The sequence below is a fragment of the Stutzerimonas nitrititolerans genome, assembly GCF_003696285.1.
In the GTDB taxonomy this organism is placed as follows: domain Bacteria; phylum Pseudomonadota; class Gammaproteobacteria; order Pseudomonadales; family Pseudomonadaceae; genus Stutzerimonas; species Stutzerimonas nitrititolerans.
Map to the genome: position 1 here is coordinate 1 of NZ_RFFL01000034.1, position 3,618 is coordinate 3,618.

General features: G+C 58.7%; 5 protein-coding genes. All 5 read left to right on the forward strand.

Translation table 11 applies throughout. The annotated features are described in order from the left end of the window. Positions 1-572: hypothetical protein (locus tag EA795_RS20375; RefSeq protein WP_122079196.1), on the forward strand; the 572-nt coding region annotated here is incomplete at its 5' end. Positions 573-659: 87 nt separating this feature from the next. Next, positions 660-1,214: a DUF4124 domain-containing protein gene (locus tag EA795_RS20380; RefSeq protein WP_158601319.1), complete on the forward strand. Its 555-nt coding sequence runs from the start codon at positions 660-662 to the stop codon at positions 1,212-1,214. A gap of 47 nt (positions 1,215-1,261) precedes the next feature. Continuing rightward, the gene (locus tag EA795_RS20385; RefSeq protein WP_122079199.1) at positions 1,262-1,633 is read left to right on the forward strand and encodes a YqaE/Pmp3 family membrane protein; all 372 of its coding nucleotides are present in this window, start codon (positions 1,262-1,264) and stop codon (positions 1,631-1,633) included. Positions 1,634-1,840: 207 nt separating this feature from the next. Further along, positions 1,841-2,179: a hypothetical protein gene (locus EA795_RS20390; RefSeq protein WP_062382006.1), complete on the forward strand. Its 339-nt coding sequence runs from the start codon at positions 1,841-1,843 to the stop codon at positions 2,177-2,179. Then, positions 2,172-3,512: an ISL3 family transposase gene (locus EA795_RS20395; protein ID WP_062382005.1), complete on the forward strand. Its 1,341-nt coding sequence runs from the start codon at positions 2,172-2,174 to the stop codon at positions 3,510-3,512. The genes EA795_RS20390 and EA795_RS20395 overlap by 8 nt, the downstream gene beginning before the upstream one ends. Positions 3,513-3,618 lie beyond the last annotated feature (106 nt).

The window sequence follows — 3,618 nt, forward strand, 5'->3', positions numbered from 1 at the left end:
GCCCTCGCGCCGCCGCCATCGCCATGTACGGCTCCGTCACCCAGGTGCCGAGCGGAACGGTAACGGGAGAGGAGCATCCAGCCTTCATCGATCGAGCCATCATGCTCGCCAACATCCCACTGGAAGTGACCGCCGTCACCAGCGAAGACGGTGCCACCACCTACACCCGGAACGTCGATTACGCGGTCGGCCCTTTCGGCATTCGCATCCTTCCGGGCGGCCCGCTGGCCACGGCCATCGCAGCGGAATCGCCGGCGGCCGGCGGCCTGCCGAGCCTGCCGATTCTCGTCGACTACAGCTACCCGACCGTGGATGTCATCAAACCGTTCACTACTGGCCAGCGCTTCTACCGAGTGATGACCGGCCAGACCAACGAAGGGGGTAACGGCGAGCGCCGCCGGATCCAGTGCTTCTACTGCAAGATCGCCCTCAACGGCGGAATCCCGCTCAACCAGGGCGCCGAGTTCGGCGTCATCCCCGTGCAGATCAAGCTGCTGGCGGACCCGAACATCATGGATGAAGGCGAGGCCGCCATGTGGCAGTGGGAAGTGCAAAACACTGCGGTGGCTTAAGCGTCCGAATCCATGCTCATGCAGGCAGTGGGCTTGGATGATGGCGCCGTGATATGGTTCTCAAGACCGAATGGAGGAGGGAACCTAATGCGTAGTTTCGGCTTCATCCTAGTGGCGTTGCTATTCTCGTCACAGGCCGGAGCGGCAACCATATTCAAGTGCGTGGATGCCGCCGGCAAGGTGACTTTTACCAAGGGCCAGAATTGCCCGGACAACACCGGACTGGACGACGTGGTCAGGGCTCATAATCCAAGGATCAGCGGCAGCAGTGCGCCCGTTCAAATGGCCCAGCCTCGCGTGAATGCAAGCCCGTCAGCTGCTGCTGGTGAGTATGGCGCCCCGCAACCGCAACAAGCCCCTCGCCGCGGCGTCGCGGTGGTTGGCGGAAGTGCTCCGCGAGTTGAATGCGATACTGGCTTGTCTGATCGCGACCTGCGCACCGCAAAGGTCCGCGGTGAGATCGTGCCTGGCATGTCGCGTAAGGATGTCGAGAGCATCCACGGCAAGCCGAATCGAGACGGAGGCGCCCGAGGAGCCGGGACTAGCACCTACTGGAATGACAAGTATCTCGACGTCACCAGCGTTAACTACGATAGACGCGGGTGTGTTCGTTCAAGTTACCAGTCTGGCCACAAGAACTGAACAGAGGCAATTCGATGCAGTGCCCGAAATGCGGCTATGAGCCAACGATGAGCGAGATGCAGGCCAGTCCGGATGATTGCGTGAAGTGCCGCGCCCACTTCGCCAGTTACAGAGCACCCACGGTCGCCGAGAAGTTGGCGAAGGGCATGAAGGGCGCTCGCGCAGCTGTTGCGCAGGGTCGGGCGGAGCGCAATGGCAGCCTCTACTGTCCGGCGTGCGGAACGACGAGCGAAGGGCAAACGCATACGCGCGGCTCGATACTCATCGAAATCATTCTGTGGCTGTGTTTCCTGGTGCCCGGAATCATCTACAGCATCTGGCGTCTGACCACCCGCCAGAAGGTATGCCCGGCCTGCAAAAATCCAGGTGTGATTCCGATCAACTCGCCCAGGGCAAGACGAGAACTCGGCATTTACTAAGCCGCCACCCAACACACAAACCCGCTCCGGCGGGTTAATGAGATGTCCACCCCACACCCTGCGAAGGCTACGCTCTCGCAGGGTGTTTTTTATGGGTTATCGGTTTTACGTGTTGTTGCAGGCAAGGCGCAGCCTTAAAACGTATTGGTATTAGCTTCGGCTTTAAATGTTGTTATGCTGGGCTCACCAATCCCGACGGAGAGCGACATGGAACAGCAAAAAAATCATCAGCAAATCGAGCAGCAGCCTGTGGCACACCGGCTCATTAATGCTGAAGGCGAAGTGATGACCGACTGGCATGATGGCCCGCCGCCGGACCGTTTCACGGATCTCTGTGGGGTTGCGATGGCTGGTACTCGCGTTGAGCTGGCATATGCCGGCCCCGCCCCCGCTAGGGACGAACTGCTCGTTGCCGCCGAGGCAATAGAGCGCGTCGTTCACTATGTGGTAAGCAAAGCCGATCAGGACGTGCTACGGCTGATCGCTCTGGAGAAACGCCGGGAGGCCATGGCACACAACGCAGGTCAGGGCCGAGTCAGTGGCTGATTCGCTTTCCCTACTTCACCCGCTCAAAGTTGAGATCGTGGAATTCCTCGAGGATGAACACGATCTGCAGTTCAAGGTTGAGCTTCCGGCGCCCGAGTTCTGCACCGCCTGCGGCGCTATCGGTCAGTCGATTCGTTTCTCCAGGAAGCTGACCAAGTACGTTGACCTGCCTATCAGGGGCAAGCGCACGGTGCTCTGGGGCATGCGGCGCCGCTACAAGTGCAAGACCTGCGGCAAGGTCTTCTCGCCGGCTCTGCTGGAATTCGACGAGAAGCACCGCATGACGAAGCGCTGCCATGCCTACGTAATCAAGCACGCCATGACCAGCACGAACTCAGCGGTCGCCCGCGATCTTGGCGTGGATGAGTCAGTGGTGCGCCGGGCATTGCGCGACTACTGCGCAGAGCAGGAGGCGGGCTACAGGCCGATGCTTCCGCGAGTCCTCGGCATTGACGAGTTGCTTGTCGGCGGTGAGTACCGGTGCGTCCTGATCAACCTGGAAGAGACGACGATCATCGACGTTCTGCCTAACCGCAAGAAGATCGTGATCCACAACTACATCTCCAACATGCGTGGCCGGGACAGGGTCCAGATCGTCTGCCAGGACATGTTCCATCCGTATAAAGACGTGTCGCTAGAGCTGTTCCCAAACGCCACAGTCATCGTCGATAAGTTCCACGTTGTTCGGTACGCCAACGATGCGATGGACCAGATACGCAAGCGGATCAAGCGAGGTCTTACAGCTCCCCAGAAGCGCACCCTGAAAGGAGACCGCAAGCTAATGCTGATGCGGCGGCGTGACCTGGACGTTTGGGCGCACCTGAAGATCAAGACGTGGTTCGATCAGTTCCCCGAGCTAGGCACCGCCTACAACCTCAAGGAAGGCTTCTACAACATCTGGAATAGCAAGACCCACAATGCAGCCAGGCAAGCCTATGACGAATGGCGTCAACGCATCCCTGCCGAGCAAGAGAAGGACTGGAAGGTTGTCACGACCATGATGACCAACTGGGGCGAGTACATTTTCAACTACTTCAAGTTCATCCCCCAGCGGTACACCAACGCACTGACCGAGTCGATCAACCGCTACCTGCGCGACGTGAACCGTAACGCGCGCGGCCTGAGCTTCGAGATGTTCCGCGCCAAGATCATGTTCACCCTAGAGCACAAAGTGAAGCCGCCAGAAACCAAGCGGCTAGCGCCGTTCCTGGCCAGGGAAATCATGGCAGTCGAGCCCATCGAGGATGAGTTGGTGGATTACGGCGTTCCTATTTTCAGCATCCTGCAACTGTATTCAGAACCAGGAACGGGAGCTTTCCAAGAGGAAGGCTAACAACACAACCAACCACATCACCTAGGGGTATTCAGAAAGGGCATAACAACACCCTTTCCCGAATACCCTTTTTTATGCCCAAAGGAAAGTCCATGTCCGAACTATC

Bases quoted from the DNA above. Each gene is read 5' to 3' on its own strand.
- EA795_RS20380 (WP_158601319.1), top strand. From the start codon at position 660: ATGCGTAGTTTCGGCTTCATCCTAGTGGCGTTGCTATTCTCGTCACAG.
- EA795_RS20390 (WP_062382006.1), top strand. From the start codon at position 1,841: ATGGAACAGCAAAAAAATCATCAGCAAATCGAGCAGCAGCCTGTGGCA.
- EA795_RS20385 (WP_122079199.1), top strand. From the start codon at position 1,262: ATGAGCGAGATGCAGGCCAGTCCGGATGATTGCGTGAAGTGCCGCGCC.